This window comes from Rhizobium sp. CRRU65, from assembly GCF_048551595.1.
Lineage (GTDB): Bacteria > Pseudomonadota > Alphaproteobacteria > Rhizobiales > Rhizobiaceae > Rhizobium > Rhizobium leguminosarum_J.
Genome location: NZ_JBLYZH010000002.1, coordinates 337,829 through 361,678 on the forward strand (window position 1 = coordinate 337,829; position 23,850 = coordinate 361,678).

Consider the following 23,850-nt stretch of genomic DNA (forward strand, 5'->3'; position numbering starts at 1 on the left):
TCAGTTCTCCAGGCGCCATTTGAGGATCACGCCGCCCTGAGCATTGTGGTCCAGAGCGGGGATGGCCGAGAGAAGCCTTTGCGTATAGGCCTCCTTCGGTCTGTCGAAAACCGTATCGCGGTCGCCCTCCTCGATGATCCGGCCGTCCTGCATGACGACGACGCGATCGGCCACCTGTTCGACCACGCCGAGATCATGGCTGATGAACAGGCAGGAAAAGCCGTAGCGTTTTTGCAGATCGGACAGGAGTTCGAGCACCTGCGCCCTGACCGTCACGTCAAGCGCCGATACCGGTTCGTCGGCGATCAGGAATTTCGGCCGGCGCGCAATGGCGCGGGCAATCGCCACGCGCTGCCGCTGGCCGCCCGAAAGCTCATGCGGGTAGCGCCCGGCATAGTCGGACCCAAGACCGACTTCCTCCAGCGTCTCCAGGGCGCGCTTGCGCTTAGTCATGGCGTCGAGATCGGGAACGAGCCGCAGCGCTTCTTCCACGAGCGCGAGGATGGTCATGCGCGGATCGAGCGAGGAATAAGGATCTTGAAACACCATCTGGCAATTCAGCCGATAGTCCATCCAGTCGGCGTCGCGGCTGCGTCCCTTGAACCGGATATCGCCTTCGTTCTCGCGGACCAGTCCGGCAATGGTGCGGCCGAGCGTGGTCTTGCCGGAACCCGAACCGCCGACCAGCGCCACGACTTCGCCCTCGTGGATATCGATGCTGACGCCATGCAGCGCCCGTTTCGGCGTTGCCTTCTTCATCAGCGACCGCCGGCCCGGATAGTCGACGACGATATCGCGCGCAGAGACCATCGGCGCCCTGGTCTTGTCGATCGTCCGCGTCTCTCCGCGAAACGGCAGGGAGGAAAGCAGTTTCTTCGTATAGGCACGCTGCGGTGCGTCGAGCAGATCGGCGGTGCGTCCTTCTTCGACGATCACGCCCTTTTCCATCACGACGATGCGGTTCGTGTAGCGGGCAACCATCGGCAGATCGTGACTGATCAGCAGCACGGCGGTGCCTTCCGCCTGCGTCAGTTCCACCATCAATTCCATGACATTGCGCTGGATCACGGCATCGAGCGCGGTCGTCGGCTCGTCGGCGATCAAGAGCGCCGGTTTCAGCAGCATCACCGATGCCAGCATGATGCGCTGGCGCATGCCGCCTGAGAATTCATGCGGATAGGACGTGAGCGCCCCGGCGGGGTCGCGGATCCCGACCCGGTTCAGCATGTCGAGGATCCGGCTGCGTCGTTCCTCCTTCGAAAGTTTCGTATGCAGCTGCAACCCTTCTTCGAGTTGGCGGCCGACGGTCATCGAGGGATTGAGCGAGGTCATCGGCTCCTGGAAGACGACACCGATTTCCGCACCACGCAATTGGCGCAATTGCGCGCCGTTCATGGAAAGCACGTCGCGTCCCTTGTAGGCTATGGAGCCGCCGATCACCCTGATGGGTGCCGGCAGCAGCGAGATCAGGGCGCGTGTTGCCAGCGTCTTGCCCGATCCGCTTTCTCCGACGATGCCGAAGATTTCGCCCGGCGCGATGTCGAAGCTGACGTCCTTGACGACCTGCACACCGGTCCCAGTGACCTGAAGCGACAGGTTGCGGACATTCAAAAGCGTTCTATTGGTCATTTCAGCCCCCTCATCCGCGGATCAAGCTTGTCCCGAAGAGCGTCGCCCAGAAGATTGATGCCGAGAAGCGTCAGGGCGATCGCCAGGCCCGGGAACAGGCCCAGCCAGACAGCCTGCTCGATGAATGGTCGCCCGGCAGCCAGCATGTTGCCCCAGGTTGGCGCTGGTGGCGGGACGCCGAGACCGAGAAAGCTGAGCGCGCTTTCCGAAAGGATCGCCCAACCGAACATCGAGGTCGCCAGCACGGTGATCGGGGCGATGCAATTGGGGAGGATATGGCGGAACATGGTGTAGAGCTCGCCATTACCCATCACCTTGGAGGCCTCGATGAATTCCCGCTCGCGCAGCGACAGGACGGCACCCCGGACAACGCGGGCCATCGAGGGAGAATAGGCAATGCCCAGCGCGAAGATGATGCCATATTGGTTGGCGCCGAAGACGGCGAGCAATCCAAGCGCCAGAAGGATGCCCGGAAAGGCGAGAAGCGCATTGTTGACGGCCATGATAGCGGCATCGATCCAACCGCGGGCGTAGCCGCTGACGAGACCGATCAGCGTGCCGCAGACCGTCGCGAATGTGACCGTCAAGGTGCCGATCCAGACGCTCGCCCGGGCGCCGACGATCAGGCGGCTGAGCACGTCGCGGCCGAATTCGTCGGTTCCGAGCCAGTGGGCGCTGCTTGGTGCCGCCAGCCGTGCGGTGAAGCCGAGCTTCATCGGATCATAGGGGGTCCAGAAGAGGCCGATCGCAGCGGAGATGAGCAATGCGGCAATCAGAATGCTGCCGATGAAGCCGTTGAAGGTGACGTTTTTCATTCGGCGACTACCCGCGGATCGAACAGGGGATAGAGCAGGTCGACGACCAAATTGACCAGCACATAGGAAAGCGAGACGAACAGCAGACACCCCTGGATCACGGGGTAATCGCGGGCAAAAATACTGTCGACCATCAGTCGCCCGAGCCCCGGTATGGTGAAGACAGTTTCGATGACGGCAATGCCGCCGAGCAGATTGCCGAGGATCAGACCGATGACTGTCCAGGTCGGGCCGAAGGCATTCTTGAAGGCGTGCCGCCAGAGGACGGCGCTCTCGGAAAGCCCCTTGGCCCGGGCGTGGGTGATATAGTCGAGACGCAGCACTTCCAGCGTCGAGGCGCGTGCCATGCGGATCAACACACCCATCTCGTGAATGACCAGGGTCATGATCGGCAGCACGAGGTAAAGCAGGCCGCCGGTGAGATTACTGCCGATCGAGACATAGCCGAGGACCGGTAGCCAGCTGAGTTTCAGGCCGAAGAAAAGCAGGAGCAGGAGGCCGAGCCAGAATGTCGGGATCGACAGCAGGATCGTGGCCGTGCCGACGAGCGCCAGGTCCGTCAGACTGTTCTGCCGCCAGGCGGCGATGACACCGGCCGGCACGGCGATGAGGCTCGCCAGAAGGACGGCGATGACGACGACTTCGGCGCTGACCAGAAAGCGTGATGCGACGAGCGGCAGAACCGGCTCGTCGTTGACGATCGAGCGGCCGAAATCACCCTGGACGACATTGGCGGTCCAGATCAGGAACTGTTCCGGCAGCGATTTGTCGAGGCCGAGTTCCGAGCGCATCGCCGCGATCTGACCCGGCTCAGCCATATCACCCAGCATCAATGCCGCCGGATCGCCGGGTATGAAGCGGATCAGCGTGAAGACCGTCACCGAAACGAGGACGATCGTCGGCAATGCCATCAACAGGCGGTTTAGAACGAATTTCAGCATTTTTGTTCCCCGCGATGGGTAATGGACAGTGCCCCGCGCCATCGGTTTCGTTGCCGCAGACTATGATCGAATGAGGAAATATCCGCAATATTATGCGATTCTGTCATAAGTCTATGCGGAATACGACCGCAACCAAAGCGGCTGCGCTGGAATAGGGATGCAGGCTAAATATTTAATTTCAAATGTCTTTTTGCGATAGCTTAATCTGTCGCTTTAAGGCGTCGCTAAGAGCATGGGCGGCAATCGAGAGTGGCGTTCCGACCGCCCTCGCCAATCCGAACTCCTGGGTCGCGCGTGGCACGAAACGACGGTGAACCACCGGCAGGTGGCGATAGAGATTCGCATAAAAGCTGCTGATGATCGTGACCCCAAGGCCATGCGCGACATAGGAACAGGCGGAACTGTTGGTATGCGTCTCGATTTTGACGATCTGCTTGATGCCGGCCCGCCGGAAAGTCTGGTCGAGCGCCATGCGGTTCGGCCGTTGGCGGCCAATCAGAATGAGGGGCACGTCGCGCAAATTTCTGACCGCGATTTCCTCCAGTTTCGCAAGAGGATGATCCTTCGGAACGACGCAGACGCTTTCGCCGGTTGCGACCCGCTCGACCTCGATGCCCGGTCCGCTCTCGCCCTCCATGCGCAGAAAGCCGAAGTCGATCACCCTCTGCTCGACGAGCTTGTTGATGGCGGTCGTCGTCTCGAAGAAGGTTTCGATCCGCACACCGGGGAAATCGCCGATGTAATCGGCCAGCATTGCCGGCGCGAAATGCTCCCACATGCTGCTCGGCAAGCCGACGCGGACGATCTCCGGGCCGGCGGCGCCGCTTCTTAAGTCCTCCGCGTGGCCCGACATCCGATCGACCGCCAGCAAGATGTTCTCGGCATCGCGGGCAAGAAGCAGGGCCTCGGGGGTGGGGATGAGACGGCCTTTGTCGCGCACGAAAAGCGACATCGAAAGGTCCGCCTCGAGCTGCTGGAGAAGGCGGCTGACACCGGACTGACTGAGCCCCATCGTCTTTGCCGTGGCAATCGTCGACCCCGTCGCCAGAAGCGTGCGCAGGACTTCCAGTTGCTTGATATTCATGCGTTTGCGATCCCCCGGGACGGTTCAGGCACCATCATCATGCCCAGTCCGAAATGCTTTGAAGGAAGAGGCTGGCGGCCTTGGGCATCGGAAATTTCTCTCCGCTGATCAGCGCGTAGGCAACCGGCAGTTCCGGTTCGAGCGGAATGAACTGCAGCGGCAGCGCCGCATATTCGCGGGCGATGATCTCGCCGACCAGCGCGATGCCGAGCCCCTGCGCGGCCAGCGCGCAGGCGCTCGCCACCGAATGCGCTTCGAGCAGGGGGCGTTGGCGGATGCCGGCTTTGTAGAACAACGCCTCAAGCTCATGGCGAACCGGTCGCTCCCTGTTCAGCATGATCAGATCCTGCCCCTTCAGCTCGCCGACCGACAATTGGCGGCTGCCGGCCTTGGGATGATCGTTGTGCAGGGCGCAAATGACCCGCGACGACAGGATCTTCTCCTGTTTCAATCCCGGGCTCATCAGCGGCAGACGTGCGAAGCCGAGATCGGCCTCGCCGTCGGCCACCATCCGTTCAATTGCCAGATAGCTGCCGGATGCGACTTCGACGCGCATCGGACCATTCGCCGCGAGAAAGTTCTTCAGCAGCTTCGGAATGCGCGTCGAGGAAAGACTGGAGGGAAAGGCGAGCCGCAGCATGATCTCGCGCGATCGACCGCTCTCGAGCTCCATCGCCGCCGTTTTCAAGGCGCGTAGCCGGTCGGAAATGGCACGGATTTCCGGGCCGAGCTGCAGCCCCTCGCGGGTCGGTTGAAGCCGGTTCTTTTCCCGGTCGAAAAGCCGGACACCGAGATAGTCTTCCAGTTGCTGCAACAAGCGACTGGCATTCGATTGCGAGATCCCAAGCTCGACGGAAGCGGCAATCGTCGAGCCCGTCGCGGCGATGGCGTCATAGGCCTCGATATGCTTCAGGCTGATCGCCGCACTCGTGTCTCGCGCCATTCTATCTCCAACATCGATAGCCCTACCCGCAAACCGCATAAGATTGCGGACCTGCGGAAAGTTGAACATTTTCCGCTGAGAACCAAACTCACGGAAAGACTTTCGTCAATGGCCACCATTCTCCGGAAGATCGCGGAACAGCTCCTGTCGCGAACGACGTTCTCAGACCTCGCCATGGACCGGGCAAGAGATGCTGCGGTGGACACTATCGGCTGTATGATTGCAGGCAGCGGCGATGAAAGCGTTGCCGCGCTCACCCGCGCCTTCGACGGAGAAATCGCCGGAGGCGGCGCAGCGCGGCTCGTCACCGGCGGCTCCGCCTCGCCCTCTTTCGCCGCACTCATCAACGCAACGGCGGCTCATGCGCTCGATTTCGATGACAATTTCCATCCGGCAAGGGCTCATGCTTCCGCGGTGCTGGTGCCGGCGCTGCTGGCGGTTCTGACGCGCGGCAAGGCCACAAGCGGAAGACGGTTTCTCGAGGCCTACCTGGCCGGGCTGGAAGCGCAAGCGGCGGTCGGCTTTGGCGTCAATCCCTCTCACTACAACAGGGGCTGGCACGCAACGGCGACGGTCGGCAGCATCGGGGCCGCGGCTGGCGTAGCACGGCTTCTCGGCGCCGACGAAAACGGCTTAGTCGCGGCGATGAGCCTGGCGACGAGCTTCGCCTGCGGCCCGAAAGGGCAATTCGGCACGACCGCCAAACCGCTTCACGCCGGCATTGCCGCGCGCAATGCCGTGGACGCGGCACGCATGGCGTTGGTGGGCATGAGCGGGCGGCCGGATATCCTCGAACGGCCGCAAGGCTTCGTCGATCTTTTCGGGGGCGATGACGCCAAGGGCTGGGACGGCCTGACATTCGAGGCGGAGCACATCATCGAAAGCCGGGGCGTGGTGACCAAGCGCCATCCCTGCTGCGCCTCCACCCATCGCGCCATCGACGCGCTTCTGGATCTGAAGCAGGAGCATGGGCTTTTGGCGGACGACATTGCCAGGATCGAGACGAAAGTCGGCATATCCGCTGCCCGTAACCTCGCCTATCCCGAGCCCACCGACGAGATGCAGGCACGCTTCTCGATGCAATATTGCCTGGCGACAGCTTTCCTCAAAGGCTCCCTTAGCCTTTCGGACTTTACACGGCAGGAGATTGGGCGATCGGAAATCCGGGAATTCATGCCGCGCATCGACATGCAGTCCTATTCGGCTGATGAGGAAAAAGGCGTCGAGCGCCTCCCGCATGTCGTCACGGTGACGATGCGCGACGGGCGCATTTTGAACAAGTCCCGCTTGCATGCGAAGGGATCGCTCGAAGCGCCGATGAGCGTCCATGAACGCGAAGTCAAATTCATGGACTGCTTGCGCTGGGGAAATCGGAATGTGTCCGGCGCCGCTTTCCTGCGGCTTCGCCGGCTTGCTGATTTGGAAAACCTGTCCGGCGACGATCCCTTCTGGAGCCTGATCACAGACCGTCAGTCGCCTTGACAAGCCGCGGGACGGAAAAGCGGCGGGGAATGGCTCCCCGCCGCGGCTCGTTCAAGTCCGGTTTCTCAGGCGAGGTATTTCGTAAACCAGTCGACCGTTCGCTGCCAGGCGAGCTTGGCTGCCGCCTCATCGTAGCGGGGCGTGGAATCATTGTGAAAGCCGTGGTTGACCTCAGGATAGACGTAGGCCTCGAATGTTTTTCCCGATGACTTCAGCGCAGCTTCGTAGGCCGGCCAGCCCTCGTTGATGCCCTTGTCCAGTCCGGCATAATGGAGAAGCAACGGGGCCTTGATCTTCGGCACGTCTTCGGCGCGCGGCTGCCTGCCATAGAAGGGCACGGCTGCGGCAAGCTCCGGATAGGCGACCGCCGCAGCGTTGGCAACGCCGCCGCCATAGCAGAAGCCGGTGATACCGACCTTGCCGGTGGTGAGATCGCTGTGCATCAAAAATTCGACCGCCGCGAAGAAGTCGTTCATCAGCTTCTCCGGGTCGACCTTCTGCTGCAGTTCCCGCCCCTTTTCGTCGTTGCCGGGATAGCCTCCGACCGAGGTGAGGCCATCCGGCGCAAGTGCAATGAAACCTGCCTTCGCCACGCGACGCGCCACATCCTCGATATAGGGGTTCAGGCCCCTATTCTCGTGAACGACCACCACGGCCGCGACTTTGCCGGTCGCGTTTTTAGGGCGGACGAGATAGCCACGGACATCGCCATTTCCCTTTGGCGAGGGATAGGTGATGTATTCGGCTGAGATATCGGGATCGGTGAACTCGACCTGGGTCGCCAGCGCATAGTCAGGGCTCAGCGATGAAAGAATGGCAGCTGCGGTCAGTCCGCCGACAGCGAATTTGCCGGCCCGGTCGAGAAACTCGCGCTTGGTAATTCTCCCGTGCGCGTAATAATCGTAGAGTTCGAGAAGTTCCTGAGGGAAATCCTTGGCTGTCATACGTGTCATGATGGCTCCTCCTTGCCTCCGGGTTGTCGCGCCCATCCTACACACGTAAACTCGCGGCTCTTTTCAACATTTCGCGAGTTCCGCGTGAGCTTTGCCGGGGCGATCGCTGGCTGTGCCAACAGTCGCTGAATTCGCTGCCCCGGCGTTAAGTGATGCGCACACGTCCCTTGTGCAATCTGCGTCCGGCCGGTGACAGCCAGCAATCGACCGCCGGCTATCGATCTATGAAAATTAATTTCATGCTTGCGCTTCGATGCCCGTTTTCTATTGACGCCCCCCGATTTTTGTCCCAACTTAAAGAAAATAAATTACTAAATGGGAACTTGATCGGCATGAAAGTGGGAATCATCGGGCTAGGATTCCGGCTCGGCTATCTCGGCTATGTTTTCAAGGCAATCGATAGCAGCTTCGACATTGTCGGCTATGTGGATCCGGAACCCGCCGGACTTCCGGGATTGACGGAAAAGGGAATTTCAGTCGGCAAGGCCTATGGTTCGCCGGAGGAGCTCCTTGCCTCTGAAAAGCTCGATCTGCTGATGATCGGCTCCCCCAACCACCTGCATCTCGACCATATCAGGCTCGGACTTCAAGCCGGTCTCAAGGTCTTCTGCGAAAAGCCGATCGTCACGACGATCGCCGAAAGCATCGAACTTGCCCATCTGATGGCAAAATTCGGCCATGAGCGACTGATGGTCGGTCTCGTCTTGCGCTATTCTCCTCTTTATAAGGATCTTCGCGCCATCCAGGCCGAGGGCAAGCTTGGTCAGATCGTGTCGATCGAGGCTTCCGAACATATCGAGCCTTATCACGGCGCTTTCTTCATGCGCGACTGGCGCCGCTATGAGCGCTATTCAGGCAGCTTCATGCTGGAGAAATGCTGCCACGACCTCGATCTCTATAATGGCGTCGCCGGCGCACGGCCGGAGCGCGTCGCAAGTTTCGGCGGCCGCAAGAGCTTCATTCCGGCAAACGACCCGGCGCGCGAGGGCATCAACGACCTCGAGCTCTTCCACCGCAAGCCGAGCGGATGGATGGGATCGGACAAGGTGTTCGACAGCGATGCCGATATCATCGACTATCAGGTCGCAATCGTCGAATATGCCAATGGCGTCGGCATGAACTTTCACACCAATCTCAATGTGCCCGACCAATTCCGCCGTTTTGCCATCATGGGTTCGCGGGGCATGGCCGAAGGCGATTTCGTTCGTGGCTATCTCGACGTTCACGAACAGCTGACCGGCAACAAGGTGCTCGAAAACAAATATGCCGCCACCGAGCTCTCTCAGCACTACGGCGCCGATGAGCAGATGGCGAGCGACCTGCTTGAAAGCGTGCGCACCGGGCTCGAACTTCCTGTTTCCACCCTGAATGCGCTCGAAGCCGGCATCCTCGCCTTGGCGATGGACGAAGCGAGGATGAAGAAAGCGGTCGTCGATCTCAGACCCATCTGGGACCGCTTCGACGAAGCCCTTCACGCGAGAGCGGCTTGAGGAGGGCGGCAAGATGAGTGTTCAAAGAAGCACCTTCATCTTCGCTTGCGTCCTTCTTCTTCCGGCTGTGCTCTATGTTCTGGCGATCGTTGCCTATCCGCTGGTCGATACCTTCATTCTCTCCTTCACCGACGCGTCCCTCAGGAAGACCACCAATTGGGTCGGCTGGGCCAATTACGAGAAGATCTTCAACGAGCGGTTTGCCGAAGTCATCATCCGCACCTTCATCTGGACCTTCTTCTCGGTCGCCCTGAAAATGGTGATCGGCACCTTCGGTGCGACGATGCTGAATGCCGCGGTCCCCGGCCGCTCGTTGTTTCGGCTTTTGACCATGCCGCCATGGATCGTGCCGATGGCGATCGGCATCTTCATGTGGGGCTGGATGTATAATGGCCAGTTCGGGATGATATCGGGCATGCTGCAGCGCTTCGGTCTCGTCGACGGCCCCGTCGCCTTCCTCGCCTATGGAAACACCGCCTTCTGGGCAACGATCATCACCGACGTGTGGATCGGCGTGCCGCTGGTGACGATCTACTTCCTGGCGGCGATCCAATCCATTCCGAAGGATCTCTACGAGGCCGCCTGGACCGACGGCGCCGGCCGCTGGTACCGCTTCCGCCGCATCACGCTGCCGCTGATGGTGCCGGCGATCATCACCATGTCGATGCTGTCTCTGATCGCCACCTTCAACTCGTTCGACATCATCTGGATCCTGACGCAGGGCGGACCGAGCGGCGAGACGACGACGATGATCATCGATACCTATCAGACCGCGATCGGCTCGAAGAAATACGGTGAAGGTGCAGCGCGCGCCGTTTTGATCTGCATCTTCCTGTCGCTGTTCTGCTTCGCCTATTTCCGCGTCACCCGCCGCCTCAACCCGGAGAAGCGCGCATGAGCAATGCAGCCATGATCGACCGTTACCGTTGGTGGGAAATCATCCTGATCTATTGCGGCATCGCGCTATTTCTTTTCTTCGTGCTGTCGCCCTTCGTCGAAGGTTTCCTGGTTTCGCTGAAGCCGCTCAGCCAGCTTTTCTCTTCGCCCTACCGTTTCTGGCCGGAGAACGGCTCGTTTGAAGCCTATCGGACGATGTGGATCAGCGTGCCGGGCTTCGGACGTTATATCTTCAACTCGTTCTTCATCTCGATCATCGTCACGCTGATCGTGCTCTGCCTCGTCATTCCGGCGGCTTATGCCTTTGCGAAGTTCGAATTCAGGGGCATGGGCATTCTGCTCGGCGCCTTCCTGACGGTAAACATGTTCTCCGGCGCCGTGCTGTTGATCCCGCTCTTCCGGCTGATGCGCAGCATCGGCGTGCTCAACACCTATCTCGCCATGATCGTGCCGGGCGTCGCCTTCCTGATCCCCTCGGCGATCTGGCTGCTGCGCACCTACATGATCCGTATTCCGCAGGAACTCAACGAAGCGGCCTACATGGATGGCGCCAGCCACTTCTACACGCTGCGCCGGGTCATCCTGCCCATTGCGATGCCGGGGATCATCGTCGTCGCCATCACCACCTTCATCGGCGCCTACGCCCAGCAATTCATCTTCGCGCTGACGTTCAACTCGAAGACCGAATACATGCCATTGCCGGTGGGGCTCTTTGCTTACTTCGGCAAGCAGGAGGTCATCTGGAACGAACTGATGGCGGCTTCCTTCGTCGGTATTGCGCCGGCGATGGTCGTCATCTTCTTCCTTCAACGCTACCTTGTCGGCGGGCTGACCGCCGGTGCGGTGAAACAATAAGACCAAAAAACGAGTGAACAGCTAACACAAGAATGGGAGTCACGACGTGAGCATATCAATCAAGACAGGCCTTATGGCGCTCGCCCTGCTCGGTTCGACGGCACTGACGGCCGTCACTGCCCAGGCGGCCGACAAGGAAATCAGCTGGATCTATTGCGGCGACACGATCGACCCGGTCCACACCAAATACATCAAGCAGTGGGAAGAAAAGAACACGGGCTGGAAGATTGCCCCTGAGGTCGTCGGATGGGCACAGTGCCAGGACAAGGCAACGACGCTTGCCGCCGCCGGCACGCCGGTGGCGATGGCCTATGTCGGCTCGCGCACGCTGAAGGAATTCGCGCAGAACGACCTTATCGTTCCTGTGCCGATGACGGACGACGAGAAGAAGACCTACTATCCGAACATCGTCAACACCGTGACCTTCGAGGGCTCACAGTGGGGCGTTCCGATCGCCTTCTCCACCAAGGCGCTCTACTGGAACAAGGATCTCTTCAAGCAGGCCGGCCTCGATCCCGAGACGCCGCCGAAGACCTGGGCTGAAGAAATCGAGATGGCAAAGACCATCAAGGAAAAGACCGGCATTCCGGGCTTCGGTCTCTCCGCCAAGACCTTCGACAACACGATGCACCAGTTCATGCATTGGGTTTACACCAACAACGGCACGGTGATCGATGCCGACGGCAAAGTTACGCTCGACAGCCCGCAGATACTCGCCGCGCTAAAGGCCTACAAGGATATCGTCCCCTACTCCGAAGAAGGCCCGACGGCCTACGAGCAGAACGAAGTCCGCGCCATCTTCCTCGACGGCAAGGTGGCGATGATCCAGGCAGGATCGGGTGCAGCCGACCGCCTGAAGGCGACGAAGATCAGCTGGGGCATCACGACGCTGCCGCTCGGTCCGGATGCCAAAGGCCCCGGCACGCTGCTGATCACCGACAGCCTGGCGATCTTCAAGGGTTCGGGGGTCGAGGACAAGGCGACGGAATTCGCCAAGTTCATCACCTCGCCCGATGTGCAGTCGGAATACGAATTGCAGGGCGGCGCCGGCCTCACCCCGCTGCGGCCGTCTGCAAAGGTCGATGAATTCGTCGCCAAGGATCCCCATTGGAAGCCGCTCATCGACGGCATCAACTACGGTGGTCCCGAGCCGCTCTTCACCGACTACAAGGGCTTCCAGAACTCGATGATCGAGATGGTACAGTCCGTGGTGACGGGCAAGGCCGAGCCGGAGGCTGCTCTCAAGAAGGCTGCCGGCGAAGTCGAGGCGTTCAAGTAAGCCCGTTGGGCTCTTCGGGATCGCGGGAGACCATCCGCGATCCCTTCTCTGATGATCGAATGTGCGACGGCCGCCAGCGGAGACAGATTTTTGGGACAGCTCCTTCTCAACAAAGTTCAGAAGTTCTATGGCGACTACGAAGTTCTGAAGGGCGTGCAGCTCGATGTGAAGAACGGCGAGTTCGTCGTCTTCGTCGGTCCGTCCGGCTGCGGCAAATCCACCTTGCTGCGCATGATCGCCGGTCTTGACGCGACGACGGCGGGCGACATCGTCATCGATGGTATCAGGGTCAATGATCTGCCGCCGGTCAAGCGCGGCATTGCCATGGTGTTCCAGTCCTACGCGCTTTATCCGCACATGACTGTTTTCGAGAACATCGCTTTCCCGCTTCGCGTCGAAAGGATGGAGGAGGAAAAGCTCAAGGCCAAGGTGGAAAACGCGGCGCGCATCCTTCACCTCGAACAGCGGCTGCAGCAGAAACCCGGCATGTTATCCGGCGGCCAGCGCCAACGCGTCGCGATCGGCCGCGCGATCGTGCGCGAACCGAAGATATTCCTGTTCGACGAGCCGCTGTCCAACCTCGACGCAGCACTTCGCGCCGACATGCGCATCGAGCTTGCCAAGCTGCATAGGCAGTTGAAGGCGACGATGATCTATGTGACGCACGACCAGGTCGAGGCCATGACGATGGCCGATCGTATCGTCGTGCTGGATTCCGGCGATATCTCCCAGACGGGGGCGCCGCTGGAGCTCTATCACAAGCCTGCAAATCAGTTTGTTGCCGGCTTCATCGGCAATCCGAAAATGAATTTTCTGCCCGTAACCTGCAAGGGCGTCAGCGCCAATGGCGTCGAGGTAGATTATCAGGGTCAGACAGCCGTTCTGCCCGTGACGCCGCGTGACGGTATGGTCGGCAAGGCTTTGACGCTCGGCATCCGGCCGGAACATATCCAGCTTGGCGGCGGCGATATCGTCTTTACCGTGACGCCGACGGTCATCGAGCGCCTTGGAGCAAATACGGTCGCTTACGCTTCGCTCAATGGAGAGTCCGAGAATTTCTGCGCCATGCTGCCAGGCAGCGTCGGCATCCGTGCGGACGCGCCGGTCGCGACCGGCATCAACGCCGCAGATTGCCACCTCTTCGACGAGGCGGGCATAGCCTTTGAGCGGCGGGTTGAACTGACCGAAATCGATATGAACGTGATCAACCCGACGGCGGCTTGAACCGACCTGCTCACTTTCAGTGGTTCGTCCTGACGGGGATCGGTTCCGGGGAGGAAATGACACACGAGGCAGTTGCAAACAACGGTTTGAGGGAACAATGACCAAAAGCTGCCGTTAGGGGACAAGTCTAGCGGAGGTAGTCGTGATCCACCATGTCTCGGTTGGGACGAATGATGTTGCGCGTTCTAAGCGCTTCTACGATGCCGTTTTACCCATCGTCGGAATTGTGCCGATGGCCGATGACGAGGGTGGACTTGGTTACGGCAGTGGTACGTTTCATTTCAGCGTCCAGGTTCCGATTGATGGAAAACCAGCGACCGTGGGCAATGGCACCCATATCGCCTTTGCTGTCGAGGACCGTTCGATGGTCAATCGATTTTACGCAGCAGCACTAAAATATGGTGGCAGCGACGATGGCCCTCCGGGGCTGCGGACGAACTACGATGCGAACTATTATGGAGCGTTCGTCCGCGATCCGGACGGTCACAAAATCGAGGCCGTGACCTACTCCGCAAAATGACTCGCTAACGGAGCCGCGCATGCCGACCCTTCCCTATGCAATTCTCGAAGCCCCCTCTACGCTGGGCTTGGCGACCGATGGTGTGGAGCGCTCGCCTGACCAGCTCTTGGGCCTCGGACTTGCGGAGCGTATCCATGCGCACAGAGCCGAGCGGCTGGCCGTGCCTCCGAAGGACCCTGTGCCCGATCCCGAGACCGGCATCCTGAATGCCAGGGCAATCGCGACGTGGTCGCCCAAGCTCGCCGACGCGGTAGAAGCGGTGCTTGACTCGGGCAGATTTCCGGTTGTACTCGGCGGCGATTGCACGATCCTAATGGGCTCGATGCTCGCGTTTCGACGGCGCGGCCGCTACGGCCTGTTCTTCATCGACGGCAACGCCGATTTCTTTCAGCCCGAGGCGGAACCCAATGGTGAGGGCGCCTCGATGGATCTTGCCTTGGTCACCGGCCACGGTCCGCCGCTCCTGACCGACATTGAAGGTCGCGGTCCTCTGGTCCGTCCCGAAGACGCCGTCGCGTTCGCATATCGCGATCATAAGGATCAGGAGGAGTACGGAAGCCAGCCGCTTCCCAAAGAGCTCAAGGCGATTGACCTTCCCGCCGTGCGCGCGATGGGCATCGAGGCCGCCGCGCGCGAAGCGGTCGACCACCTGACGCGAGAGGAATTGGACGGCTTCTTCATCCATCTCGACGCCGATTGCCTCGACGACGTCATCATGCCAGCTGTCGATTTCCGCGTGCCTGACGGGTTGTCATGGGACGAGCTAGGAACCGTACTTCGGGTTGCCTTGGCGAGCGGCAAGGCAGTCGGTATCGAGATCACCATCTACAATCCGCACCTTGATGAGGACGGCAGCGCCGGGCGCGGCCTGGCCGACATATTAGCCGCAGCGCTCGGAACAGCAGCGCCTTGAACACGGCGAGCACGCCTGTTTTCCGGCGCGGACACACGCCGAACGACAGACTTTGGGTCAGTAGCTCAACGCGGCCGCCGCAGCATCGGGACGAGCGTCGGCGACGAACCGGCCTGGATCGCGCCGAGCGGTTCGAAGCCGTAGCGTCGGTAGAACGGAATGTTGCGCGGGTTCGAGGATTCCGAATAGGCGGGCGCGTGATCTTGATCGCACCGTGCGAGTGCGTCCGCCATCAAGGCGTCGCCGTGTCCTTTGCCTTGATGTGCCGGGTCGACGCCTATCAGTGGCAGGTACCAATGTGGTTCGGTTGGGTGGTACCTGGCCATCTGCTCGAATATGGCCGTGGTTTCGGGGGCAAGAGCGCGCGCAACCGTGCTCTCCAGCACCGCACCTAGCCCCTCCTCGTCGGAATGAACCCCGGGCGATAGCCACAGCGCCGTCCCGGCGTAGTCGTCGGTGCAAAAGGCGCTTCCGTTAGAAAATGCGCTACTCCCGAACGCCCGGATCATTCGCGGCATGGCCGCAAGGTACTGGTGTGCATGCGGCCAGGTCCATCGCGCCATAGGATCCGCTGCAAACGCCAGCATAACCGTTTCGATCGCCAGATCTTCCTCGGCGGCGGCCATCACTCTCACTGTTGGAGATTTCATTCTGCCCTCCCGACATAGGTGGTCCGACGGGGCGCCCGCGCCCATTCTCAGCTACCATCGTAACCCGGATGGCGTGGGAGCGATAACGGTTGCTGCTGGCTCAGCGGTTCCGGATTCGCTCCCGTCCGCTCGGCCCAAAGAGGACGTTCGCCATAAAGCCTATGTCCGCGATTGGCCGCGCAAGGGCGGCATCCCCCCGCACGGCTTTCGATATCAGCGACTGCATTCGTGCTGATAGGTGATCGCGAGCAATCCACCGATAATCGCGGCCTTCGGCGGTCAGGGCCATTTCGCCCTCAACCGGAACCAACCCCTACCAGACGAGACCGCGGGCCGCGACATCCTCGACGCGGGTGACGATTCCGCCCCGATGGAAGACCATCGTATCGAACAGATTGGAAACCACGCAGGTATGGTTCGGGATGATGAAGAGCCTCTCGCCGATCTGCGGCCGAGGGCCGGTGCAGTTCGACAGGTCGATCACGCCATGTTCTTCCGAGAGGCTGCTGATCCGCGCCTCGGGATAGCCGACCACCAGGCCGTAATCGCTAAAACCCTGAAGATCCGATGTCAGAGCCTTCGACCCGGCATCGATGACGGCGCGGTCGGCGTTTGGCCGTGACACGACGGTCGCCAGCACGTGCATGGCGCAATTGTCCTCGGTGCAATGGCCCATGCGCACCATCTGGCGATCGTTGTAGATATAGGTGCCGGCGCGGTGTTCCGTGGCCGAGGTGACGAGATGCGCCTCGAAGAGGCTTGGCGTTCCGCCATTGCTGACGATCGGGCAGGTTATGCCTTCGGCTTTCAGCTGTGCCAGCGTTTCGGCAATGAAGGCTTCGACGGCGGCGGCCGATTGCGGTTTCGGATAGGTCACGATGCCGCCGAAGGTGAGGCCGTCGGAAGCGGCGATGCGCTTGGCGAGCGAGGCCGCCTCATCTGGTGTCTGCACGCCGCACCGACCGCCGCCGGTATCGCATTCGACCAGCACGTTCAGCGGCTTGTGGCCGGAGAAATGTGCCGCTAGCCCGTCGACCGTCACTTCACTGTCGGCGACGACCTTGAGGGCCAAAATCTTCTCATTCAACTTGGCCAGGCGCTCGAGTTTCTGCGGTCCGAGGATATTGAAGGTGATGAGGATGTCCTCGAAGCCGGCTTCGGCAAAGACTTCGGCTTCCGTCACCTTCTGGCAATTGATGCCCTTGGCGCCGGCGGCAACCTGCGCGACAGCGAGAGCCGGGATCTTGTGCGTCTTGATATGCGGGCGGAAGTTCAGCCCGTGCTGATCCATATAGGATTGAACGCGGCCTATGTTTGCAGCCAGCCTGTCTTCGTCGATAACAGGACGCGGCGTCGAGAGATCGGCGATCCTGTCGCCTGCCTTGGCGACGACGGCAAACCTGTTGTCATGCATCTAGGCGGCTCCGCGTTCTGGTCCGTGTGGATCGGCGACGATCGGCCATATGGTCTTCGGTGCCCGCTTGTACGGCGTCGTTGCCGGATTATTGGGATAGGGCGTTCCGGCGGAGCAGTAAAGGATCTCCGCCGCGATCTTCGAGAAGGACGCGAAGAAGTGGTTGGTGGATTTGATCACCAGGATCTTCTGCCGGGCGGGATCGATGCCCATCACCGAAAAGAGGCTCGGATCGAAGCTTTGGGCGCGCGTCGAATTGAGGATGATGTCTAGGCCGTCAAGCACGATATGTACGGCATCGCCGAAAGGTGCAAGGCTCTCGCCGAACTGCATCTCGGCATTCTTCACCAGCTTGACGATCTTGACGGTGCCATCGACGGGATTGCCGGTGCCGGGCGCCGACTTGGCGCCGAAGCGCAGTGGAATTTCCGCCCCCTCGCCCGCCGCAAAACAAATCTGGACGGCCACCGGATCCCAGATGGTGCCGATCGCAGCACTGGTGACGCCGCGGGCGATCAGCTCCCCGAGGATGACGGTCGCGTCCCCTGCCGTGCCTCCACCCGGATTATCCCAGACATCGGCGATGACAACAGGCCATGCGGTGGCAGTCATCGCGCGTGAGACGGCTTCCTTCTCGTCGATCTGCGGGACCATGAAGGTGCCGCGCTTCGAAAATAGCTCAAGGCCGAGTTCGCGGGCCAACGCCGCGCCCTTCTCCGGCTTATTATCAGTCACGACAAGCAGCTTCGTTCCCATTTCGGGAACGTCGCCGACCATGAAGCCGTGGATCACCGAGATCGACAGGATGTCCAGATCATCCGTCTCGATCTGCATGATCTTGTCGACGAAGGAACGCATGGGCTCGCGCGATGTCGGGAAGACGTCGATCATCCGGCAGTCGAACACTGATATGACTGGCTTGACTTGGCCCTCGAGCGTCTCGACCGCGATGCGCCAAAGGTCCTCGGCGCGGTCGACGAAGTCCGTATGCGGAAACTCTTTGAAATAGACGGCGAAATCGAGAGCGGCGACACGTTTTGCAGTGAGATGGCTGTGCGGATCGAGCTCGGCGCAGATGAGGACATCAGGCCCGACGATCTCGCGGATGCGCGAGAGAAGATCGCCTTCGGTATCCTCGTATCCGGCGGCCACCATGGCGCCGTGCAGGCCCATGACGACAGCGTCGACAGGCATTGCTGCGCGGAGTTGGTCTATGATTTCGTCACGCAATTCCTCGTAGGTTGTCCGGTTGACGAGGCCTGCGGGGTCGGCCCAGGTGGCAGTTCCCTCAATCAGTTCCCAACCCTTTTCTCGGGTGACGCGCCTTCCGACGGTGATCGGCGCGGTGCACAGCGTCGGGGTTTCGGGATGCTGGCCGGGCGGAGCATAAAGAGAGGCTTCGAATGCGCGACGATCGACGCAGATCGGGGAAAAGGTGTTGGTCTCGGTCGCCAGTGCTGCGGTGAAAATGCGCAAGAAAGTGGCCTTCGTGTTGTCGGCCCCGCGTCAACCCATCGGGTTCGGCAGGTAGCCGGTGAAACCTGAGATCTTCCAGCGTCCTTGGTGAAGCCTGCAGTAATAGAGCGTCTGCCATTGCAGGACGTCCCGGGAATCGTCGCTCTTGGTAATGCCGCCGTCGAATTTCTTGCGAACAAGCGCCATGTCGCCCTCGATTTCGATATCCTCAAGCGTCGTCGTGGTGAAGATCGCCGTGCGCGCGTCTTCTGCGAAACTCTGCTCGGCGAAATCCTTTGCCTGCCTCAGCCATTCCTGGCGATAGGCCGACAGCGTCGGAAATGCGAGACGCCACCTGTCGGGGTTGACCTGCTTCTGGGCATCGATACCGATGAAGCCCTCCTCCACGAAGTCATGCTCCACCATCGACCAATCGGCGGCCAGAAACGCATCGATATCGCGCGGAACGAGCATTTCCCAGATGGCATGCCGGGCGCTGTCTGACGGGAAAGGATTCTGGAAAGGATCGCGCATATCAGCCCCGGATTGAAATTCTTTTCATAAATAGTGTTTTTCACTGGTCAAATTCTGCTTTCTGTGGTCACTTGTCAACTTATCAAGAAAATAATTTGCAAGGACTTCAGCATGCCGATCAAGCGCTATGGCACTGTTCAAACGGGCGCCGGCGGCAAGGCGCTGCCTTTCGCACGTGCGGTCGAAGCCGACGGATGGCTATATGTTTCCGGCCAGGTTGCGATGGAAGATGGCGAAATCATCGACGGCAACATCATTGCTCAGACCCACAAGACGATTGCCAATGTCCTTTCGATCCTCGATGAGGCCGGATATGGCGTCGAGGACGTCGTGCGCGTCGGCGTCTGGCTCGATGATCCGCGCGATTTCTGGACCTTCAATAAAATCTATCAGGAGTATTTCGGCGAACACCCGCCGGCACGCGCCTGTGTGCAATCGTCGATGATGGTTGATTGCAAGGTTGAGATCGACTGCGTGGCCTATAAGAAGAAGGATGGATAGAGAACCATCGGGGGGACGGGCTTGGATATCTTTTCAACGCTGCAGGAAGACAAGGGTCGGCTCTCTCCCTCCGAGAGCCGCATTGCGGAGATCATCGTCAACGACTTCGAGTTTGCCGTGAATGCCTCGATCATCGAGCTGGCGGAACGGGCGAAGGTATCGCCGCCAACCGTCACACGCTTTTGCCGGCGGCTTGGTTGCGAGAGCTTTTCCGACTTCAAGGTGCAGCTTGCCCGCACCGCCCATATCGGCGTTCGCTACCTGAAACCGGAATCGAAAAGCACCGATCCGGCCGATGTCGCCCAGGATATCATCACCAAGGCCCAGAACGCGCTCTTTCTCCTGCATCGGTCGCTCGATCTTGCCGCGATCGAAGCCGCCGTATCGCATATCGCCAAGGCCGATATGATCTATGCGTTCGGGTCGGGCGGCAATTCATCGATGATCGCCGACGAGCTCCAGAACCGGCTCTTTCGTCTCGGGCTTCGCATCACGGCAAGTTCCGACCACAGCATGCAGCTGATGATGGCTGCCGCGGCAAGGCCCGGCGACGTGTTGATCGGCTCGTCCTTCTCAGGGCGCAATATGGAGCTGGTGCGCGCCTTCGAGCTTGCCCGCCAGACCAAGGTGAAGACGATCGCGCTCACCCAGACGGACAGCCCGGTTGCCAAGGCCGCCGAAATCGTCGTGCCGATCGACCTTCCCGAGGGCCACAATATCTATCGCCCGACCTCGACGCGCATCGCCTACATCGCGACGATCGATATCTTGTCGAGCCTGGTCGCTTATGCCGTTCAGCCGAAGGCGACGACCACGCTTCGGCGTATCAAGCAGCAGCTTGTCATTCACCGTGACGGCGACGACCGGCAATTGCTTGGAGATTGAGGTTCATGAACGGGAGCGACGGAAAATGACGCAGTCGATAGCCATCGTTACCGGCGCTGCAGGCGATATCGGCGCGGCGATCGCCGCACGGCTCGCCGATGACCACGACGTCGTGTTGCTCGCCGATATCGATGCGGAGGCCGCGGCTGCCGTGGCATTGAAGCTCGGGCCGGACAATCGCTTCGTCGCAGTCCAATGTGATGTAACCAGCGAGACGAGCATTGCGGAATTGGCAAGACGCGCCGCCGACGTCGGCGTGTGTCGAACCCTGGTCAACAATGCGGGTGCTGCCCGCGCGACCAGCCTGCACGACACGACGCCCGAGATCTGGCGGGCGGACGTTGCGCTTAATCTCGAAGCGGCATTCTTATGTTTCCGCGCATTCGAGCCCATGCTGACGATTTCGAAGGGTTCCGTCGTCAATATTGCCTCGGTCAATGGCTTGCATGTCTTCGGGCACCCTGCCTATAGCGTCGCCAAGGCAGGCCTTTTGCATTTCACCCGGCTGGTTGCGGTGGAATACGGCAAGTTCGGCATCCGGTCCAACGCCGTCGCACCCGGGACGGTAAAGACGCAGGCCTGGGAAGCGCGCGCGGCAGCCAATCCGAATGTTTTCGAGGAAGCACGCCGCTGGTATCCGCTGCAGCGCGTCGTCGATCCGAAAGATGTTGCCAATGCGGTGGCCTTCCTTGCCGGTCCCCTGGCCGCAGCCATCACCGGCGTCTGCCTGCCTGTCGATTGCGGCCTCACGGCAGGCCAGGCCGAGCTCGCGCGGACCTTCTCGCAATCGGAACATTACTGAAACCTAGAGGAAGACGAGAGGAGCAGGTTGTGAAGCCGGCTTACTTCTGATCGATCACCGCATGAGCCGACTTTTCCCTGACGTCTTCCGCAATCCGGCGATCCGCGCCAGCATGATCGCCATTTTCACCTTCGGCATGGCGGGAGCGATGACCGCACCCTACCGTTCGATCATCGGCATCCGCGAATTGGGGCTGAGCGACGGCCTCTATTCCTTCCTGAGTTTCGTCTCGGCGGCGGTGAATGTCGTCATCAGCATCCTGCTCGGCAATCTCGCCGACCGGCTTGGTGAATACCGTTCGACGATGATCGGCGCCTGCCTGTTCGGCATCGTCGGCTACGGCGTGGTCTACGCCTTTCCCAGCGCCGCCGTCTTCGTCATCAGCGGGTTGCTGCCCCTGCCGATCTACGGGGCGCTGAACTCGCTGCTGTTTGCCAATGCGCGCGCGGCTATGCACGGCATGAACCGAAGCGACATGGTGACGGCCAACTCCGGCGTGCGCGCCATGATCTCGCTGTCGTGGGTACTGATCCCAGGGATAACTGGCCTGCTGCTGTCTGGCGCATCGAGCATGCTGCCGGCCTACCTCTTTGCCAGCATCTCATGTCTGTTGTGCCAGGGGATCATCGTCTTCGCCTTGCCGAAGCGAGCGGCAACGGAAATGGCAGCAGTTCATCATCTCACTTACCTCGGCGCGCTTGGCCAAGTGGTTTCTCCGCGGATTTCGGCGCATATTTGCGGGGTCGCGCTGATCACCAGTACGCTGCATCTGAATGACGCCCTGCTGCCATTGATCGCCACTGGTGCTGCGCATGGCAAGCTGAGCGACGTCGGCATTCTCGTCGGCATCGTCGCATTGCTGGAAGTCGTCTTCATCATCGTCTGGTCGCGGATCGCGCGGAAGACCGGACAGATGACGGCGCTTGCCGCCGGTACCATCATCTATGCCGTCTTCCTCAGTCTGCTCGGCTTTGCCTCCGAGCCGTGGCACCTCTATGCGCTCACCTTGCTTGCCGGCATCGGAGCGTCGGCGATCATCACCATTCCGATCACCTATCTGCAGGATCTGATCGCCGACCGGCCGGGCCTCGGCAGCGCACTGATCTCCGTCAATATCTTTGCCAGTGCCGGGATCGGCGCGCTGGTCTTTGCCGCCGGCACCTATGTGACCGGCTATTCGGGAACCGCAATCCTCAGCGCTGTCACCGGATTGGCGGGGATAGCGATCATCGGCCTCCTGTATAGAGGCAAAGCCCGCTAGTCGACACCATTGGCAAATGGGACCAGACGAAGAATGCGGCTTTCATCGGTGTTCGTCTTGTGACAAGGGTGACGCACCATTTCCTTTGAAGGCGACATGAAGGCGATCTCCGGCACGAATCTCGAGCAGGCCAAGTCTCACAACCGGCGTGTGGTGATCGAGGCTGTCCGCACGAACGGTCCCTTGTCGCGCGCGGCGATCGCCCGGATGACGGCGCTGACTGCCCAGACCGTGTCGAATATCGTCGAGGAACTGGAGAGGTCGCACCTTCTCGTCCCATCCCAGGCACAGAAGCTATCGCGCGGCCAGCCGATCATCCCCTACTCCATCAATCCGCGCGGCGCTTATTCGATCGGTCTCGAACTTGGCCGCCAGCGCGCCAGCGGGGTTCTGACGGATCTCTCCGGCGCTGTCTGCGCGCGCATCGAGCGCCACGTCGAACATCCCGATCCGCAAAGGGCCATGCCGGCGCTCCAAGCAATAGTCGAGGATCTTCAGGAGGCCTTCGCATTCGACCGGAACCGGCTGCTGGGCGTCGGGATGGCCCTGCCCGGCCGTTATGCCGATGGCGGCACCACGTCGCTCAGTCCGCTGAACCTGCCCGGCTGGCAGGATTTTCCTGTCCGGCATGAGCTGGAACAGCGGATAAAAGTGCCGGTGCTGGTCGAGAATGATGCGACGGCAGCAGCGATCGGCGAGCGTCTTCATGGTGTCGCCCGCGGTTTGGGCAGCTTCGTCTATCTGTTTCTTGCGGGCGGCGGTGGCATCGGCGCCGGAATGTTCCTCGACGGCCACCTCTACAAGGGCAGCCGCAACAATGCCGGCGAGATCGGCCATATCATCGTCGAACCGCATGGCAAGCTCTGCAGCTGTGGCAAGCGCGGCTGTCTGGATCGCTACGTCTCGCCGGCCGTTGCATACGAATTCATGGGCATTGCCAATGCCGAGGAGCTGTCGTCCGACGATCTCGATGCGCTGATCGCCAAGGGCGGCGAAGGCCTCGATGTTTGGCTGGATCAAGCCGTCCAGCCGCTGCGACAGACCGTCGATTTTCTGGAGCTTGCCTTCGATCCGCAGACCATCGTGCTCGGCGGCAGCATATCGACCTCGCTGATGCTTCGGCTTGCAGAGCGGCTGGAGCCGCTGCACACCCCCATCGATCCCAACCAGAAGCGGGCGGTACCTCGGGTGATGATCGGCATGACCGGCAAGGATACGGCAATCCTCGGCGCCGCCGCCCTGCCGATCTTTTCCGAAACCAATCCGCGCTTCGACGTCCTGCAAAAGCCGCTCGGTTAGCTACCTCCGCCCCGGAGATTGCCG

At 60.6% G+C, this 23,850-nt stretch carries 23 protein-coding genes; 13 read left to right on the top strand and 10 right to left on the bottom strand.

The annotated features are described in order from the left end of the window. The 5 genes from ACM5SV_RS04850 to ACM5SV_RS04870 all read right to left on the bottom strand — a co-directional run bounded on the left by ACM5SV_RS04850 (position 1) and on the right by ACM5SV_RS04870 (position 5,481). The gene (locus ACM5SV_RS04850; RefSeq protein ID WP_419425092.1) at positions 1-1,629 is read right to left on the bottom strand and encodes an ABC transporter ATP-binding protein; all 1,629 of its coding nucleotides are present in this window, start codon (positions 1,627-1,629) and stop codon (positions 1-3) included. After that, complete coding sequence (locus tag ACM5SV_RS04855) at positions 1,626-2,444, bottom strand: ABC transporter permease (RefSeq protein WP_003553156.1); 819 nt, start codon at positions 2,442-2,444, stop codon at positions 1,626-1,628. Before ACM5SV_RS04855 ends, ACM5SV_RS04850 begins: the two co-directional genes overlap by 4 nt. Beyond that, positions 2,441-3,385, bottom strand: a complete 945-nt coding sequence (locus ACM5SV_RS04860; RefSeq protein ID WP_003553158.1) for an ABC transporter permease — start codon at positions 3,383-3,385, stop codon at positions 2,441-2,443. The genes ACM5SV_RS04855 and ACM5SV_RS04860 overlap by 4 nt, the downstream gene beginning before the upstream one ends. Positions 3,386-3,563: 178 nt before the next feature. Further along, complete coding sequence (locus tag ACM5SV_RS04865; RefSeq protein WP_419425093.1) at positions 3,564-4,469, bottom strand: LysR family transcriptional regulator; 906 nt, start codon at positions 4,467-4,469, stop codon at positions 3,564-3,566. 37 nt (positions 4,470-4,506) lie between these two features. After that, the gene (locus ACM5SV_RS04870) at positions 4,507-5,481 is read right to left on the bottom strand and encodes a LysR family transcriptional regulator (protein WP_419425094.1); all 975 of its coding nucleotides are present in this window, start codon (positions 5,479-5,481) and stop codon (positions 4,507-4,509) included. A 39-nt stretch (positions 5,482-5,520) separates the two neighbouring features. On the opposite strand from ACM5SV_RS04870, the gene ACM5SV_RS04875 reads away from it, so the two are divergent. After that, positions 5,521-6,894, top strand: coding sequence for an MmgE/PrpD family protein (locus tag ACM5SV_RS04875; RefSeq protein WP_419425095.1), 1,374 nt, complete (start codon positions 5,521-5,523; stop codon positions 6,892-6,894). 65 nt (positions 6,895-6,959) lie between these two features. On the opposite strand, the gene yghX is transcribed toward ACM5SV_RS04875, so the two are convergent. Then, a complete protein-coding gene (gene yghX / locus ACM5SV_RS04880; protein WP_222085205.1) occupies positions 6,960-7,847 on the bottom strand; it encodes a YghX family hydrolase in 888 nt (295 codons plus the stop codon). A 332-nt stretch (positions 7,848-8,179) separates the two neighbouring features. Here yghX and ACM5SV_RS04885 point away from each other — a divergent pair, with 332 nt between their 5' ends. The 7 genes from ACM5SV_RS04885 (at position 8,180) to ACM5SV_RS04915 (ending at position 15,025) form a co-directional block, all read left to right on the top strand. After that, positions 8,180-9,337: a Gfo/Idh/MocA family protein gene (locus ACM5SV_RS04885; protein ID WP_128449664.1), complete on the top strand. Its 1,158-nt coding sequence runs from the start codon at positions 8,180-8,182 to the stop codon at positions 9,335-9,337. A 13-nt stretch (positions 9,338-9,350) separates the two neighbouring features. After that, positions 9,351-10,235, top strand: coding sequence for a carbohydrate ABC transporter permease (locus ACM5SV_RS04890; RefSeq protein WP_003553168.1), 885 nt, complete (start codon positions 9,351-9,353; stop codon positions 10,233-10,235). Next, a complete protein-coding gene (locus tag ACM5SV_RS04895) occupies positions 10,232-11,089 on the top strand; it encodes a carbohydrate ABC transporter permease (protein ID WP_003553169.1) in 858 nt (285 codons plus the stop codon). Before ACM5SV_RS04890 ends, ACM5SV_RS04895 begins: the two co-directional genes overlap by 4 nt. A gap of 73 nt (positions 11,090-11,162) precedes the next feature. After that, positions 11,163-12,368, top strand: coding sequence for an ABC transporter substrate-binding protein (locus ACM5SV_RS04900; protein ID WP_113547741.1), 1,206 nt, complete (start codon positions 11,163-11,165; stop codon positions 12,366-12,368). A gap of 90 nt (positions 12,369-12,458) precedes the next feature. Next, positions 12,459-13,592: an ABC transporter ATP-binding protein gene (locus tag ACM5SV_RS04905; protein WP_222026681.1), complete on the top strand. Its 1,134-nt coding sequence runs from the start codon at positions 12,459-12,461 to the stop codon at positions 13,590-13,592. Positions 13,593-13,734: 142 nt separating this feature from the next. After that, a complete protein-coding gene (locus tag ACM5SV_RS04910) occupies positions 13,735-14,112 on the top strand; it encodes a VOC family protein (RefSeq protein WP_222085204.1) in 378 nt (125 codons plus the stop codon). A 19-nt stretch (positions 14,113-14,131) separates the two neighbouring features. Next, positions 14,132-15,025 (top strand): arginase family protein, encoded by an 894-nt coding sequence (locus ACM5SV_RS04915; protein ID WP_222026678.1) that lies wholly within the window; start codon positions 14,132-14,134, stop codon positions 15,023-15,025. Positions 15,026-15,090: 65 nt separating this feature from the next. Here the strand turns inward: ACM5SV_RS04915 and ACM5SV_RS04920 are convergent, their stop codons facing one another. The 4 genes from ACM5SV_RS04920 to ACM5SV_RS04935 form a co-directional block, all read right to left on the bottom strand. Then, a complete protein-coding gene (locus ACM5SV_RS04920; protein ID WP_419425096.1) occupies positions 15,091-15,675 on the bottom strand; it encodes a GNAT family N-acetyltransferase in 585 nt (194 codons plus the stop codon). Between the two features lie 313 nt (positions 15,676-15,988). Beyond that, positions 15,989-17,089, bottom strand: a complete 1,101-nt coding sequence (locus ACM5SV_RS04925) for a D-TA family PLP-dependent enzyme (protein ID WP_419425097.1) — start codon at positions 17,087-17,089, stop codon at positions 15,989-15,991. Continuing rightward, positions 17,090-18,565, bottom strand: coding sequence for a M81 family metallopeptidase (locus ACM5SV_RS04930; RefSeq protein WP_419425098.1), 1,476 nt, complete (start codon positions 18,563-18,565; stop codon positions 17,090-17,092). 30 nt (positions 18,566-18,595) lie between these two features. Then, the gene (locus ACM5SV_RS04935) at positions 18,596-19,078 is read right to left on the bottom strand and encodes a hypothetical protein (RefSeq protein ID WP_128405893.1); all 483 of its coding nucleotides are present in this window, start codon (positions 19,076-19,078) and stop codon (positions 18,596-18,598) included. A gap of 111 nt (positions 19,079-19,189) precedes the next feature. Here ACM5SV_RS04935 and ACM5SV_RS04940 point away from each other — a divergent pair, with 111 nt between their 5' ends. From ACM5SV_RS04940 to ACM5SV_RS04960, 5 genes are all read left to right on the top strand, one after another. Further along, entirely contained in the window at positions 19,190-19,579 is a 390-nt protein-coding gene (locus ACM5SV_RS04940; RefSeq protein WP_017996933.1) for a RidA family protein, read from the top strand. A 21-nt stretch (positions 19,580-19,600) separates the two neighbouring features. Then, positions 19,601-20,464, top strand: a complete 864-nt coding sequence (locus ACM5SV_RS04945) for a MurR/RpiR family transcriptional regulator (RefSeq protein WP_012763204.1) — start codon at positions 19,601-19,603, stop codon at positions 20,462-20,464. Positions 20,465-20,489: 25 nt separating this feature from the next. Continuing rightward, positions 20,490-21,266, top strand: a complete 777-nt coding sequence (locus tag ACM5SV_RS04950) for an SDR family oxidoreductase (protein ID WP_419425099.1) — start codon at positions 20,490-20,492, stop codon at positions 21,264-21,266. Between the two features lie 61 nt (positions 21,267-21,327). After that, positions 21,328-22,527, top strand: a complete 1,200-nt coding sequence (locus ACM5SV_RS04955) for an MFS transporter (protein ID WP_017996931.1) — start codon at positions 21,328-21,330, stop codon at positions 22,525-22,527. Positions 22,528-22,623: 96 nt separating this feature from the next. Then, on the top strand, positions 22,624-23,826 hold the full coding sequence (locus ACM5SV_RS04960) for an ROK family transcriptional regulator (protein ID WP_017996930.1): 1,203 nt from the start codon (positions 22,624-22,626) through the stop codon (positions 23,824-23,826). Positions 23,827-23,850: the final 24 nt, after the last annotated feature.